Source organism: Streptomyces sp. ISL-10 (assembly GCF_018614575.1).
In the GTDB taxonomy this organism is placed as follows: Bacteria; Actinomycetota; Actinomycetes; order Streptomycetales; family Streptomycetaceae; genus Streptomyces.
In genome coordinates this window covers 59621-73400 of sequence record NZ_JAGGOJ010000032.1, presented here as the reverse complement: position 1 = coordinate 73400, position 13780 = coordinate 59621, and the positions used below count along the sequence as shown (strand labels likewise).

Sequence of the window (13780 nt, the reverse complement as noted above, 5' to 3'; positions counted from 1 at the left end):
GCATCGCAGCCCGGCAGAAGACCGAACGAAGCGTCCGGTGGTTCGGAGAAGAAGACACAGCGTAGATGATCAGGGGTAAGAGGGGCCGGGGCCAAAGCGGATGGGCGTTGTGTGCTGACCGTCCGTTGTGGTGGGGCAGTCGCGGCAGCGTGCTATTCGACGCCTCGGTCGCCCTGGCCTGCGCCTTCATCTCTTTGATGACACTGGTTCCTTCGGGGGAGCCTGGGGTCCTGATGTGGCTCGCCGTGTACCTCGGGCTGTGCCTGGCGACGGTGGTACGCCGCCGGTGGCCGACGGCGCTCTGCGCGGCCGTTGTCATCGCCACGCCTGTGCATCTCCTCCTGCCCTCGCTGTTCACCTACCTCCTGCCGGGGGTGTGTCTCTACGCCCTGGCCCGGTATGGCAGAAGCCGCGTGGCCCTCGCGCTGTTGTCCGGGGCGGCGGTGGTGCGCCTCGCCGTGGCCCGGGCCGCCATGTACGAGTCGGACCTGCTCGCTGGAGCCCTGCTGCACCTGGCCAGTGAGGCGGGTTTCGTGGCCGTCCCCCTGCTCCTGGGCCTGTTCACGCGCACGCGGAGCATGGCGCTGGGGAACCTTCGGGACAAGGCGGAGCGCCTGGAACGGGAGCAGCATCTGCTGGCCTGGCGGGCGCGCATGGAGGAGCGGGCCCGCCTCGCGCGCGAGATGCACGACGTGGTCGCCCACCGAGTGAGCCTCATGGTGATCCACGCCGGTGCCCTTGAAGTCACCGCGGAAGTTCCCCCTCGGGCTGCGGAGAGCGCGAGGCTCGTGGGCGAAATCGGCCGACAGGCCCTGGAGGAGCTGCGCCAGGTCCTGGCGGTGCTGCGGCCGGAGGAGGATGAGGAAGCCGCGCCCCGGGCGCCCCAACCCACCCTGAATGATCTTCCGGCGCTGGTCGAGCAGTCCCGGGCCACGGGTATGCGAGTCGACCTGGCGACGTCCGGCTCCCGCCGTTCTCTGGGGCCCAGTCACGAACCCACCGCGTACCGCCTTGTTCAGGAAGCGCTGACGAACGTGCACAAGCATGCTGCGGATGCCGCCGCCCAGGTCACCGTCCGGTACGAGCCGGAGGCACTGCGCGTGATCGTGGAGAACGACGCCCCCAGTGGTCCGGTGGTCTCGCGCCTGCCGAGCGGCGGGCACGGGCTTACGGGGCTCAGGGAACGGGTTACCGTCCTGGGGGGCACCTTCGACGCCGGACCACGAGGCGACGGCGGCTTCCGTGTGTGCGCCGTGCTGCCGACGAAGGAGAGTGCGCCATGAGCGTTCGCGTACTGCTGGCCGATGACGAGGAGTTGGTAAGGTCCGGCATGAGCATGATCTTGCAGGTGGACTCCGACATCGAGGTGGTGGCAGAAGCCGCCGACGGCGCGGAGGCGGTCCGGATGGTGCGCGCGCACCGGCCGGATGTGGTGCTGATGGACATCCGCATGCCGGTCATGGACGGGCTGGTCGCCACGGCGGAGATCGCCCGGCTGCCCGACGCGCCCAAAGTCGTGGTGCTGACCACCTTCGATCTGGACGAGTACGTGCACGCCGCGCTGCAGGCGGGGGCGACGGGATTCCTGCTGAAGAACACCCCGCCGCGGGAGCTGGCCCGCGCGGTCAAGACCGTCAACGCCGGCGACGCGATGCTCGCCCCGTCGGTGACGCGACGCCTGATCCAGGATTTCGTCGGCCGTGACACCTCACGGCAGGTACATGCCCGTAACCGTGTGGCCGAGCTGACCGAGCGCGAGTGCCAGGTCCTACGGCTGCTGGCGGAGGGCCAGTCCAACGCCGATATCGGCGGGTGCCTGTTCATGAGCGAGGCCACGGTGAAAACCCACGTCAGCAGGGTGCTAGCCAAGCTGGGGTGCGCCAACCGCGTCCAGGCTGCGATCGTCGCCCACGACGCGGGTCTGCTGAAGGCGTAGAACAGGCTTCGACGGCGGCCGCCCGACGCTGGGCGGCCGCCTGGACGATTACCGGGCGAGTTCCAGCGTCGGGCTGTTCAGATGTCGCGCTTCTCCACGGCGTACACCGCGCCGGCCATGACCGATACGACCCAGGCACACAGCACGGCGAAGCCGCTCCAGGGAGCGAGGCCGCCCAGCATCGGCCCGGGCTGCATGATGGCCCATCCGGCATTCCCAGGCCCAAGACCCGCAGGCAGGAACCGCTGCACGCTGTCGAAGCCAGGACCGAGCAGGAAGAACGGCATCACATAGATCATCGCGGACATGGTGATGATGGCACCGGCTGTGCCGCGAGCGACGGTGGCCACGGCGAGGGTGAGCAGTGCGAGCGCGCTCAGGTAGAGCCCGCCACCCAGTACCGCGCGTGCGATGCCGGGGTCCGTGAGCGCCCCCGAGACATCGCGCGCCACGACGCAGCCGACGGCGAAAGCCACGACGTTCACCACCGCGCCGGCGACCAGCGCGATCAGGGCTACCACCAGTGCCTTGGCAGCGAGCCATCGCCTGCGCCAAGGCACGGTCGTCAGGGAGGTGCGGATCATCCCGGAGCCGTACTCGCCACCGATCGCTGACGCGGCGAGCACCACAATGGCAAGTTGCCCGGCGCCCACACCGATGCTGCCGTCGGTGACCACTCTGTCGATGGCCACCGAGCTGTTCGGCGTCGCCGCATCGGCGTTGCGGTTCAGTCCGACCAAGGCGGCGATGCCGATGGTGATGAGCGTGAAAAGGGTCAGGCACCATACGGTCGAGCTCACGGTGCGGATCTTGATCCACTCGGAACTGACCAGGTCGAGGAAGGACGGCTGGGGCGTGGCAGCGGTAGTGGTCATGGGAATGCCTGTCTGCTGGATGGTGCGGTAGGGATCTTGGGCCGGTGCCCGAGCGAGGAAGGCCGGTCAGAGCGGTGGGGGTGTAGTGCCCCGGTACTCCACGCTGTGTCCGGTCAGTTCCATGAACGCTTCCTCCAGCGACGCCCGCTGGACGGACAACTCGTGCAGCATGGCCCCGCACCCGGCAGCGGCCTCGGCGACACGTTCGGAGTCCAGACCGGTGACCAGCAGTGTGCCCTCGTCGTCCGCGACGATGTCTCCCCCGGCCCGCCGAAGCGCCCCGACGAGCTGAACAGTGTGCGGGGAGCGCACCCTGACCGCGTTGCGGGAACTCCTCGCGCAGAACTCGCGCATGCTCAGGTCCGCGATCAGCCTGCCGCGGCCGACCACCACCAGATGGTCGGCGGTCATCTCCATCTCGCTCATCAGATGACTGGACACGAAAACCGTGCGCCCCTCCGCGGCTAGGCCCCTCATGAGATCCCGGATCCAGCGGACACCTTCCGGGTCGAGGCCGTTGACCGGCTCGTCGAACAGGAGAACCCCCGGGTCGCCGAGAAGGGCGGCAGCGACCGACAGCCGCTGGGCCATGCCCAGCGAGAACCCGCCGACCCGCCTGCCGGCCACGCCGGCAAGACCGGTCATCTCCAGTACCTCGCCCACCCGGCGGCGCGCGATCGCGTTGCTGCTCGCCAACGCCATCAGGTGCCCCTCCGCCGTACGTCCGGGATGAGCCGCCCTGGCGTCGAGCACCGCACCGACCTCACACATCGGATGGCGCAGTTCGGAAAACGGCCTGCCGCCCACCAGCGCACTGCCGGAGTCCGGATGGACCAGTCCCAGGAGCATCCGCATGGTCGTTGTCTTACCCGCGCCATTCGGCCCCAGGAAGCCGGTCACCCTTCCCGCGTGCACCGTGAACGACAACCGGTCCACCACCGTCTGCCTGCCATAGCGCTTGGTCAGCTCCCTGACCTCCAGCACACCTGCGCCCATGAAAGCGGCTCCTTCGAAAGATGTCGGCGTCCCGACACAGTAGGAAGACCGGCCACCCCGCTGGGACGCCCAAGCGGCTGCCGTTGCGGCGCCGACCGTCGCTGCTCCAGGGCCTGGCCGTCATACGATCGGCGGATGCATCTGAGCCGATCGTTTATGGACACCTGCTCCACTGCTGGCACCGCGGAGGCGACGGTGGCGCAGGACAGGGCAAGACGGCGGATGCGAGCCCGCGCGCACGCTGCCGCGCTATCCACGGCGCGGCCAGAGGTGCCACCAGCGGCGGGCGGGATGGGTGGCCCCAGCTCGGGGCGCAGCGCCGCCTGGAAGGCAGCGAGCGCCGCGCCATCCGGTCGTCGTTGCCGTAGCTCTACACAGCCGCCGTGAACAACCTTCCGCCGCTTCCGCGAGGCCAGGCTCCTTGCGCCCCAGCAACGGCGCAACGGCCGTCCTCAGTCGGCTCAGGGGCGCGGCCAGTCCCGCCGCGGATGCCGTGCTCTCCCGGTCCCAGCGACCGATGGTGCGGCCCGCCTCCCCGTAGGCCGCCAGGAGTGCCGGCGCTCCTCCCCGCCCGGACAGGGCGTAGGCCGCGCCGCCTTGGACCAGGGTGCGCAGGCCGACCCCGACACGAGCGCGCCAGCCTGCCCAGACGTGATCACGCGCGGCGCTCCGCTCAGCTCGCCACGCCGACGGCAAAGGCCACTGCACTGCCCGCAGCTGGGGTGTCCCGGGGGGACGGTCGTGTGTGCCGTACCGTCGCCCGCCCCTCGGCCCTCTACCCGCGTGAGTTGGAAGTACTGGCGGAGCTCACCCAGGGACGGACCAACCGGGAGATCGCCGACCGTCTCTTCCGGTCAGCCCGCGCACCGTCGCCACCCACATCGAGCACATCCTCGCCAACTCGATGTCCCCAACCGCGCGGCCGCGGCGGGACGTGCCGTCGCCTGGGCCTTGAGCCGGCGTCCGGACCAGGGGCCACCGAGGAGAGCACGGTTCAGCCCGTACGTATGCTGCCGCGACTGGCGCGGCGCGATCCGAGCCTTCGCCTCGGCCGGCCACGGAATCGACAACGACTCCCACAGTGCTGCGCGCGCCTGGCGACGTGCGGTCCGCGACGCTCACAGCCAGCCTCGGCGCTGGGCCTGCAGTGCCATCTGGAAGCGGGTCGCGGCGCCCAACCGAGCCATCAGGACCTCTACTCGGCGGAAGAGGGTGCGCCGGCTGATGCCGATCTCCTTGGCGATGTCGTCGTCGGACACTCCGCCCGCGAGCAGCGACAGCAGGCGGCGGTCGGCCGGGAGCAGGCGATGGGGCCGATGAGGAGGGCCGTGGAACGGCAGCGCGCTCTGCCACGTCTGCTCGAACAGGGCGACCAGCGCGGCGAAGAGCCCGCACGGCTGCACGACCAGCATGGTGTGGTGCACGTCGACCTCTTTGATCGACAGTGACACCAGGGCGTATGCGTCGTCAATGATGACGAGCTTCACCGGAACCGAGGGAACGACCCTCGCTTGTTCGCCGGCCGCGATGCACGGCTCGATGCTCTGGGTGAGGTTGCCGGGGAACTCCAGCGACTCCCGCGAATACACCACGCGTTGCGTCACCCCACGGGCGAGGGTGGCGAGCGCCTCGTCCGTGGCGGTCGGGATCGGGAAGTATGGGGGGGAGTCGAACTGGCATATCTGCTCTCGGGCGCTGTCCCAGGCTTGGCGCAGCCGCGGACCGATCTCCTCGCCCGTCACGACTTCGACCAGGTCGTCCTTGAATTCGGCCAGTCGCTGCCGCCGGAAGGCGTCGAACGCGCCCGCCACGGTGACGCAGGACGCGTCGAGTTCGGCGGCGCGGTGCCGGCTGAGGATCTGCAGGCCGGCCGCGGGCGGCAGCGGGGCGATCGCGTCGCGGCCGTCGACGGGGGCACTTGCCAGGCCCGCGTCGACCAGTTCGCCGTAGGCCGCGGCCAGTTGTGTGTCGTCCAGTCCGGCGGCCGTTCCGATCCGGCTCAGGCGGACGGGCGCGAGTTCCAGGAGCGCCAGATAGACCCGGGTCGCCTCGTCACCGATGCCCAGCCGTCTCAGGGCCTCGCCGACCTTCGCCGTCGCCATGGTCGGCAAGGTACCAACCTGCGCGTGCGGGCGCACCACCTCGTTCCGTGGTGATGCGCCCGCGTACGCCGCCTATCGGCGGTAGTCGATCGTGTTGTGGTACAGGCAGCCCAGCGCGTTCGCGCCCACGTCGTAACCACCCGCCGTGCGGTGGGCCCAGAACTGGGCGAACGTGCCGGACACATGGTCGAGGAAGGTGTTCCACAGCGGACCGGCGGGGTTCTCGCTGCACGTGTCGCCCGTCTCGTTGGTGCTGTCCGCCAGATCGATCATCGACCCGAGCACCCGGCCCTCCACGGAATCTCCGTCGTCCCACCCAGTGGTGCCCCAGGTCGGGCCTTCCACGTCCAGGGTCCGGCCGCCCGGCCAGCGGAACGTGGGATCGTCGAGCACCACGACCCCGTACCAGGTGGCGAAGCCCTCGGTCCATGCGCACCCCGCCGAGCTGGTGCGGGGAATGTAGTGCGGGCTGCAGTTCGGCGAGTAGGGGAAGGCGTCCTCGTACACATCGTCCATCAGCGCGTGCCCGAACTCGTGAAGGACGAGGACGGGCGCGTCCGGATCCTCGGCGGCGAGGTGGACGGCGTTGCCCCGGGTCGAGTAGTACGTGCCGTCGGTGGAGTCCGGTGCCCAGTTGACGATCCCGCGCCGGCAGCTCGTGTCCCTGGCGTCCCAGCAGGACGTTCCGGGTTTCCAGTTCCACCCGGCGTTCATCGTGTCGAACGCCTCGACGCCACGCATCAATGCCGCGTCGGCGGGCTGGAAAGCGCCGATGTCGGCCGTGCCGCCGGAAGGCACGTCGGGACGGACGGCGGTGGCGAAACGATACGGCTGCCGCGACTTGCCGTGGCGTATGACCCAGTTCTGGTTCTCAGTGCCGAACTCGACGTAGACGTCTTGTCCACCGCCCTCCTCGTCGGTGTTGTCGAAGCACAGCTGGAACCGGCCGTCGGCGCCGGTGAGGCCGGCGGCGAGCAGGTCGTCCGAGCCCTTGGCGTCGTCGTCGTACACGGTCACACGGGTGTTCCCGGACACCCGGGGAGCGCCGGTGTGGTCGACGTAGTTCCACGAGCCGCCGGCGCACGCCGTGCCCGCGGCGGACGTTTCGGACGCCTTGGTCGGCACCGGCTCGGCGGGACGGTGCGCGAGGTGAGCGTGGGCGCGCGTCGCAGGACCGGCCGCCGGTGCCACGGAGTTGACATCCTTGACCGCGATGCCGAAGGACGACCGCTGCGAGCCGACGGTGAGGAAGACGCTGCCGGAATCTGTGTCGTTTCCGGCCGACGCCGTCGCCCGGATTCCGGCCGGTCCTGCGGCGACCGCCTTCACCGTGCCGCTGAGCCGCCACGGCCGCCCCGCGCCCGTGTGCCCCTTGCCGTCGGCGCGGTGCACTCGCCCGCCATGCACGGGCGCGGGCGAGTCGGCCGTCGAGGAGCGCAGGCCGGCGGGCGTGTCCACCCACACCAAGCCAGCGGGCAGTTCGACGTCGAGGTGCACCTCGGAGTCCTCTGACGTGGTGACGACCTCCATGTCGATTCTGGCCTGCGACCCGATGGCGGGCGCCTCGGACAACCGGAGCACGACTTCCAGGCAGTGCGCCCCGTCGTGGGTCCGGTCGTCCGTCGACCCTGCCTTCGTCTGCGGGAAGGGTCTGCACTTCTCCCCCGCAACCGGTGCCTGCGCCACCGCGAGCCCGGGCGCCGTGAGCGCGAGCAGGGCCCCGAACGTGACGGCACGCGCGGTGATTCGGCGGAAATGTCTAGGACGTAGGTGCATACGACACAGTCCCTTCGAGTGGGTAAACTCTGGACGAAGGCGCGTTCTACCGGATTTGGGACCGTGTGGTGGCCGATTCGTGTCAGCGGCACGATTCGGCAGCGTCCGGGAGTGCGGCTGCGTCACGTCGTGCGCGGGCGCGGGCGATTCGTCGCCTGCTGTGACCCTCCGGCGTTCCGGACCAAGACGTCGGTTCTTATGGCTGGTCCTCGTCGTTGGACAGAGCCTGGCGAGTCTTGTCGAGCCTCTGGTGGCGGCCGAGTTGTGGGAGCTGTCCCGGGGCACAGCCGGCTGGGCAGGTGTCATTTCCGACGGGCTGCCACGCCGTCCAGGAGGTGACCTCGGCGGCGGTGCGCCGGCGGCCGTCGCGGTACGGAGGAAGAGGTTGTGAGTCGTCGCCGACTTGGCACCGGAAAACCTCGTACGCAGCAGTCAGGGTGTTCACTGGCCGCTCCGCGTTCCGGACGGTTGGTCAGGTTCGCTGACCAGCAGTTCCACCGAGTCGGAGTGCTCCTCCAGGTCCCAGCGCCCCGGGCACCCCGGATCCACCGGTCGGTGATGTTGTTGTGTGCTGCGGTCCGATGAGGTCGGGTGCTGTTGTGTTGAGCGGGAAGAGGGCGGGCGGGATCTGCCGGCTTCTCCGGATTCCTGGGTCGTGGGGACAGTGGCAGTGGAGTCAGCCGTGTCGTGGCAGTGCGGTGATGGTCGTGAGGGCGTGTTTGAACGCGTCGGCCCAGAGCCAGCGGGTGGGAAGTCGCAGGTGCAGATGTCCGGGGCTGTGCACGAGTCGGCCGGGGACGGTGAACATGGTGCGCCGGAGGGTGGCGGCGGTGGCCCGTGTCAGGTCGTGGCCGCCAAGGATGCCGACCGCGCGGCCAAGGTTGTAGGCCATAGCTGCCAGTGCGAGCCAGGCCGCGTTGGCGGTGAAACGCCCTGAGGGAAGGTGGGCCAACCCGGCGGACTTCAGTTCGGCGATGGTCTGCTCGACCACGGCGTGTGGGCAGTGATCGGCCTCAAGCTCCGTAAAGTCTCCAGCCCGGTTGATGACGAACCCTGGTGGTCATAGGTGGTGAACAGGGCGAGTTGGGAGCCGGGGGTGGGGCGGACCCGGCGCACGATCAGCCACACGGTGACCGGTGTCTTGGTGTGCGCGAAGCAGGTGTAGGCGGTCTCGGCGACGTCTGCGCCGGAGACTTCCGGGGGTGGACAGCCAGTACGGGATCGGCGTCCATGCGTCGTCGGGGATGGCGGCGATGGCGGCCTTGATCTTGGGGGCCCTGGCGGACTCTGATCGAGAAGCGCACGTCCAGTGTGCGGGCGGTCAGCAGTACGTCCTTGGAGTAGAACGGGGAGTCCGCCCGGACGGTCAGCTGCCCGGATGCTCCCGCGTGGCGGGTGCGGCTGACGGTCTCGGTCAGGAAGGTCTTCGCGCCACGGGCCGCACCGGCCCTTCCGCCGCGCACGCGGGAGAAGAGGACCTGCCCGCTGTGCGCCAGAGTGGCCAGCTGCGGGTGGTAGCCGCGGGTCTTGATGTAGCTGAACGAGGTGCCCTGCTTGGCCCGTCCATAGACAAGGACAATGGTGGAGTCCAGGTCCATGGTCAAGAAACCGGCCAGGTCAGCGGGTCCGCCGCGCGACGCTATGTGATCACCGAGGAGACCTGTGCCTGCGCTGCCATGCTCCGTGAGGCGCACGGCATTCTCAGCGCCATGCGTACGTTCGAAGAGCTCGTGGAGGAAGGCAAGGCCGTCCCCACCGCGGGGTGGGACTTCTCCTGGTTAGCCGGTCGCGCCAGCGAACAGAGGCCGTCCTGGAGGTACGCGAGGCTGCTCGCCGAGCGGATGGCGAAGGCTTCAGCCGGCCTCGACATCCAGACGGGCGGCGGCGAGCTGCTGGCCTCGATCCCCGTCGCCCCGCCGGTGCTGGCGGCAACCGAGTCCTGGCCACCGAACGTCGCGATCGCCCGCCACACTTCGGCGACGTTCGAGGCGACCGTCGTCCAGGTCGACGACGCAGCCGACCTGCCGTCGCGGAGGATTCGTTCGACCTGGTGGTCAGCCGCCACCCCGCGGTGACCTGCTGGGACGAGGTGCGACGGTGCTGCGCCCGGATGGCGTGTACCTGGCCCAGCATGTCGGCTCCGGCTCGGTGCGAGAGAGTTCATGATGGGGCCTCAGCCGCCAGTGTCGCGCCCGATGCCGGCGACCACCACCTACGCGGGCACGTGCCCGATCGCGTCCAGGCCCGCCGCGGAGGCGGCGGGCCTGGACGTCGTCGACGTGCGCCAGGAAGCGCTCCGGACCGCGACGACGTGGCGCGGTCTGCAGCGGGGGCTGGCCAAGGCCGGTTCGGGGCACTCGGATGCGTTCGAGCAACGGCTTGGCGCAGACCGTCGTGGCGTTGCCCAGGGGTGAAGAGGATGGCCAGTGGTCTGCCGCGGCCGTCGCAGGCGAGGGGGATCTTGGTGGTCAGACCTCTTCGGGAGCGGCCGAGGGCGGGTCAGAAACGCAAAGTGCGTGCCACCGCCCATCCCCGCTCCGCCGACCTGCGGTAGCCGCTTGTAGGTCCTCGTGGTACTGAGCGAGGCGCTCCCGCAGCTCCTCATCCGACGCGGACGAGGGCAGTTGCCACCGGTCCGGGAACGACGTCCCCTCCAGGTACGCTGCCGTGCGCGCCGCCTCCGGCGGCACCGAAGACCGGTAAGGCTCGTTTAGGGGGCGTCCCTTCCTCATCAGGCGTAGGCCGGAGAAGCTCAACGCACCGGGATGATGTCGGGGGCACCGAGCCGTACAGCGTCGGCGGTCTGATCGTCCGGCTGCTGCTGGGCCTCTCGTTCCGCCGCCACCCGCTTGAGGTAGTGGTCGACCTCGCGGTCCTGGTGCGCCCGGTCCCACTTCAGGTGGGACGCCATCAGCCCGGCCACGGTGCCTGCCGCATCCACGCCGCGGTCCCATGACTCGATGGAGATCCTGGTACGCCGGGCGAGCACATCCTCCAGATGGCGGGCTCCCTCGTGGGTCACCGCATAGACGGCCTCGACGCGGAGGTAATCGTCGGAACTGGGCAGCGGCTCGCCGAGCGAAGGATCGGCGGCGACCATGTCGAGCAGTTCGGGAACCAAGGAGCCGTAGCGATTCAGCAGATGCTCGATGCGGGCGACATGCAGCCCGGAGCGCTGGGCGAGGCTGTGCCGGGAGTTCCATAGGGCCGGATAGCCATCCGCGCCGAGAAGCGGCACGCGCTGCGTGATGCAGGCGGCCACCTTCTCGTCCAGACCGCGGGCCGCCTCGTCGACCGCATCCTTGGCCATCACCCGATAGGTGGTGTACTTGCCGCCGGCCACCACCACAAGCCCGGGGACCGGGTGCGCGACCAGGTGCTCCCGGGACAGTTTGCTGGTCTCCGCGGCCTCCCCCGACAGGAGTGGACGCAACCCGGCGTAGACGCCCTCGACATCCTCCGCGACCAGCGGTGTGGCCAGTACGCGGTTGACGTGTTCGAGCAGGTAGTCGACGTCTCTGGCGCTCAGTGCGGGATGGGCTTTGTCCAGATTCCAGTCGGTGTCGGTCGTCCCGATGATCCAGTGCCGTCCCCAGGGGATGACGAACAGCACGCTCTTCTCTGTCCGGAGGATCAGGCCGGTGCGGGAGTTGATCCGGTCACGCGGGACCAGCAGATGCACGCCTTTGGAAGCGCGGACGTGGAACTGCCCGCGGGTGCCGGCCATGGATTGGGTGTCGTCGGTCCACACGCCGGTCGCGTTGATGATCTGCTTGGCCCGTACCTCGGTCTGTTCTCCGGTCTCCAGGTCCGTCACCACGGCGCCCACCACGCGCTCGCCCTGGCGCAGGAAGCGACTGACGCGGGCGCGATTGGCGGCCAGTGCCCCGTACGCGGCTGCGGTGCGGACGAGGAACATCGTGTGCCGGGCGTCGTCGACCTGGGCGTCCCAGTACTGGATCGCTCCGACCAAGGCGTCGGAGCGCAGCGCGGGTGCCTCGCGCAGCGCCTGGCGTTTGAGCAGGTGTCGGTGGCGGGGGAGGCCGAGGGCCCTGCCGGAGGCTGCGGCCATCGTGTCGTAGAGCAGAACGCCGGCTCCGACGTACGGACGCTCCCGAACCCGGTGCCGCAATGGGTAGAGGAACGGCACCGGCCGCACCAGATGGGGGGCCAGGAACTGCAGCAGCAGCCCGCGCTCCTTCAGCGCCTCGGCGACCAGCCGGAAGTCCAGCATCTCGAGGTAACGCAAACCGCCGTGAATGAGTTTGCTGGAGCGGCTGGACGTACCCGAGGCCCAGTCCCGGGCCTCGACGAGGCCGACTCGCAGGCCCCGGGTAGCTGCGTCCAGGGCCGCCCCGGCGCCCACGACCCCGCCACCGACGACGAGGACGTCCAGCTCTCCTCCGCCCAGTCCGGCAAGGGCTCGGGCCCGTGACTGGGGTGAGAGAGGCACCGGGCTCACCATGGTTCTCACCTCCTCGTGCTGCGGTCGTGGGCCACGTGCACCGGCGTGGTGTCCCGCGGTGCGACCCCGCCATGAGCCGGCGGGTCTATTCCACCTTCGCCCAGTCGAGCGTTCGCTCCACCGCCTTTTTCCAGCCCGCGTATCCCTCCGCGCGCTGCTCCTCGGACCACTGGGGCTCCCAGCGCTTGGATTCCTGCCAGTGGGTACGCAGTTCATCCGTGTCCCGCCAGAATCCCGTGGCAAGACCTGCCGCGTACGCGGCACCGAGCGCGGTCGTCTCGGCGACGAGGGGCCGGCTGACCGGTACGCCGAGGACATCCGCCTGGATCTGCATGCACAGGTCGTTGGCCGTCACACCGCCGTCGACCCTGAGTACGTCCAGGTGGACGCCCGAATCCTGCTCCATGGCCTCCACCACGTCGCGGCTCTGGTAGCAGATGGCTTCCAGCGTGGCCCGTGCCAAGTGGCCGCCGTCGTTGTACCGGGCGAGACCGACGATCGCGCCGCGGGCGTCGGAGCGCCAGTACGGGGCGAACAGGCCCGAGAAGGCGGGGACGAAATAGATGCCGCCGTTGTCCTCGACCGTGCGGGCCAGACGCTCGCTGTCGGCGGCGTCAGTGATGATCTTCAGCTGATCGCGCAGCCATTGCACCGCAGACCCGGTGACCGCCATGGAACCCTCGAGGGCGTATATCGCGGGGCTGTCGCCGAACTGGTATGCCACGGTGGTCAGAAGTCCGTGTTCGGAGCGGACCAGTTCGGTGCCGGTATTCAGCACCAGGAAGTTGCCGGTGCCGTAGGTGTTCTTGGCCTCGCCGGGTGAGTAGCAGACCTGCCCGACTGTTGCCGCCTGCTGGTCGCCGAGGACCCCGGTGATAGGAATGGCGGCCCGCAGCGGCCGGGAGGTGCGGGTCACGCCGAACGCCTCCCGGTGGGAGGACGGGTTGATGGTGGGCAAAATCGACCGCGGGATGCCGAAGAACCCGAGCAACTCGTCGTCCCAGTCGAGGGTTTCGAGGTTCATCAGCATGGTGCGGCTGGCGTTGGTCACGTCGGTGGCGTGGATGCCGCCCTCGGGCCCGCCCGTGAGGTTCCACAGAACCCACGCGTCGGTGTTTCCGAACAGGGCGTGGCCCTGGTCCGCCGCTTCGCGGACACCTTCGACGTTCTCCAGGATCCACTGGATCTTGCCGGCCGAGAAGTACGTCGCCGGTGGCAGCCCCGCCTTGCGGCGGATCACGTCGCCCTGGCCCGAGCGCTCCAGGGCGGCCGCGATCGAGTCGGTGCGGGTGTCCTGCCAGACGATGGCGTTGTAATACGGACGGCCGTTGCGGGGGTCCCAAACGACGGTCGTCTCCCGTTGGTTGGTGATGCCGATCGCTGCCAGGTCGTCCGGCGACAGGTTGCCGTGCCGGAGGGCGTTCTGGATCACCGAGTTGGTGCGTTCCCAGATCTCCACCGGGTCGTGTTCGACCCAACCCGACCGCGGGAGTATCTGGGCGTGCTCCAGCTGGTGCCTCGCCACCTCGTTGCCGACGTGGTCGAAGATCATGAACCGGGTGCTGGTGGTTCCTTGGTCCACCGCGCCGACGAAGTCCGCCATGGCCTTTCGCCTCTTCTCCTGGATGGA

General features: G+C 69.4%; 12 protein-coding genes and 2 pseudogenes. 5 read left to right on the top strand and 9 right to left on the bottom strand.

Features of this window, described 5'->3' with window-relative positions:
* Positions 1–197 precede the first annotated feature (197 nt).
* Together J7E88_RS29560 and J7E88_RS29555 are read left to right on the top strand one after the other, a co-directional pair.
* Positions 198–1283 carry a sensor histidine kinase gene (locus tag J7E88_RS29560; RefSeq protein WP_215186467.1) on the top strand — a complete coding sequence of 362 codons (1086 nt, stop codon included), beginning with the start codon at positions 198–200 and terminating at the stop codon, positions 1281–1283.
* Positions 1280–1936, top strand: coding sequence for a response regulator transcription factor (locus J7E88_RS29555; RefSeq protein ID WP_215186465.1), 657 nt, complete (start codon positions 1280–1282; stop codon positions 1934–1936). Before J7E88_RS29560 ends, J7E88_RS29555 begins: the two co-directional genes overlap by 4 nt.
* 77 nt (positions 1937–2013) lie before the next feature.
* Here the strand turns inward: J7E88_RS29555 and J7E88_RS29550 are convergent, their stop codons facing one another.
* Both J7E88_RS29550 and J7E88_RS29545 read right to left on the bottom strand, forming a co-directional pair.
* Positions 2014–2811, bottom strand: coding sequence for an ABC transporter permease (locus J7E88_RS29550; protein ID WP_215186463.1), 798 nt, complete (start codon positions 2809–2811; stop codon positions 2014–2016).
* A 66-nt stretch (positions 2812–2877) separates the two neighbouring features.
* Positions 2878–3795, bottom strand: coding sequence for an ABC transporter ATP-binding protein (locus J7E88_RS29545; RefSeq protein WP_215186590.1), 918 nt, complete (start codon positions 3793–3795; stop codon positions 2878–2880).
* Positions 3796–4295: 500 nt separating this feature from the next.
* On the opposite strand from J7E88_RS29545, the pseudogene J7E88_RS37550 reads away from it, so the two are divergent.
* Positions 4296–4655, top strand: a pseudogene (locus tag J7E88_RS37550) (hypothetical protein); the annotation flags it as partial.
* Between the two features lie 270 nt (positions 4656–4925).
* On the opposite strand, the gene J7E88_RS29535 reads toward J7E88_RS37550, so the two are convergent.
* The 4 genes from J7E88_RS29535 to J7E88_RS37545 form a co-directional block, all read right to left on the bottom strand.
* A complete protein-coding gene (locus J7E88_RS29535; protein ID WP_215186461.1) occupies positions 4926–5909 on the bottom strand; it encodes a LuxR family transcriptional regulator in 984 nt (327 codons plus the stop codon).
* Between the two features lie 72 nt (positions 5910–5981).
* Complete coding sequence (locus J7E88_RS29530) at positions 5982–7685, bottom strand: hypothetical protein (RefSeq protein WP_215186459.1); 1704 nt, start codon at positions 7683–7685, stop codon at positions 5982–5984.
* A 676-nt stretch (positions 7686–8361) separates the two neighbouring features.
* Entirely contained in the window at positions 8362–8730 is a 369-nt protein-coding gene (locus tag J7E88_RS29525) for a transposase (protein WP_308307661.1), read from the bottom strand.
* A 73-nt stretch (positions 8731–8803) separates the two neighbouring features.
* A complete protein-coding gene (locus tag J7E88_RS37545; RefSeq protein WP_215186455.1) occupies positions 8804–9283 on the bottom strand; it encodes a transposase in 480 nt (159 codons plus the stop codon).
* A gap of 111 nt (positions 9284–9394) precedes the next feature.
* Here J7E88_RS37545 and J7E88_RS37540 point away from each other — a divergent pair, with 111 nt between their 5' ends.
* Both J7E88_RS37540 and J7E88_RS29510 read left to right on the top strand, forming a co-directional pair.
* A complete protein-coding gene (locus tag J7E88_RS37540; RefSeq protein ID WP_215186453.1) occupies positions 9395–9760 on the top strand; it encodes a hypothetical protein in 366 nt (121 codons plus the stop codon).
* Between the two features lie 120 nt (positions 9761–9880).
* On the top strand, positions 9881–10099 hold the full coding sequence (locus J7E88_RS29510) for a hypothetical protein (RefSeq protein WP_215186451.1): 219 nt from the start codon (positions 9881–9883) through the stop codon (positions 10097–10099).
* Here J7E88_RS29510 and J7E88_RS29505 read toward each other — a convergent pair.
* From J7E88_RS29505 to glpK, 3 genes and pseudogenes are all read right to left on the bottom strand, one after another.
* A pseudogene (locus J7E88_RS29505) lies at positions 10077–10181 on the bottom strand (IS5/IS1182 family transposase); the annotation flags it as partial. The gene J7E88_RS29510 and the pseudogene J7E88_RS29505 overlap by 23 nt on opposite strands.
* A gap of 256 nt (positions 10182–10437) precedes the next feature.
* Positions 10438–12150, bottom strand: coding sequence for a glycerol-3-phosphate dehydrogenase/oxidase (locus J7E88_RS29500; protein ID WP_215186449.1), 1713 nt, complete (start codon positions 12148–12150; stop codon positions 10438–10440).
* 85 nt (positions 12151–12235) lie between these two features.
* Entirely contained in the window at positions 12236–13753 is a 1518-nt protein-coding gene (gene glpK / locus J7E88_RS29495) for a glycerol kinase GlpK (RefSeq protein ID WP_215186447.1), read from the bottom strand.
* Between the last annotated feature and the right edge of the window lie 27 nt (positions 13754–13780).